General features: G+C 45.7%; 1 pseudogene. It reads right to left on the minus strand.

The window, feature by feature from the left end:
- Nucleotides 1-278: pseudogene (locus AB4585_RS29145) on the minus strand (MFS transporter); the annotation flags it as partial.

A 278-nucleotide genomic window follows, 5' to 3' on the forward strand; every position in this document is an offset into this window, starting at 1 on the left:
GTAACAAACCGTAGATGTAACCGGCTTCTGTTTCGGTCATGCCTTGGTCTAGCAAGATTTTTGGTAGCCAACTAGCGAACGAGTAGAAGGTAAATGAATTTAAACCTAGCGCGAGTGTAACTTGCCATGCGATACCGCTGGAAAGCAGCTGTTTAATGCTGACTCCCTTGTGTTGAGCGTTATGATTTTCTGTTTCTTTCGAACGAAACCAGAAGACCAACGCCAGCGTCACGAAAAACAGATTAAACAAGAGTGCAAACTGCCACCCTGATAGGGGC

It is taken from the genome of Vibrio sp. 10N.222.49.C9, assembly GCF_041474985.1.
Classification (GTDB): Bacteria; Pseudomonadota; Gammaproteobacteria; order Enterobacterales; family Vibrionaceae; genus Vibrio; species Vibrio crassostreae_C.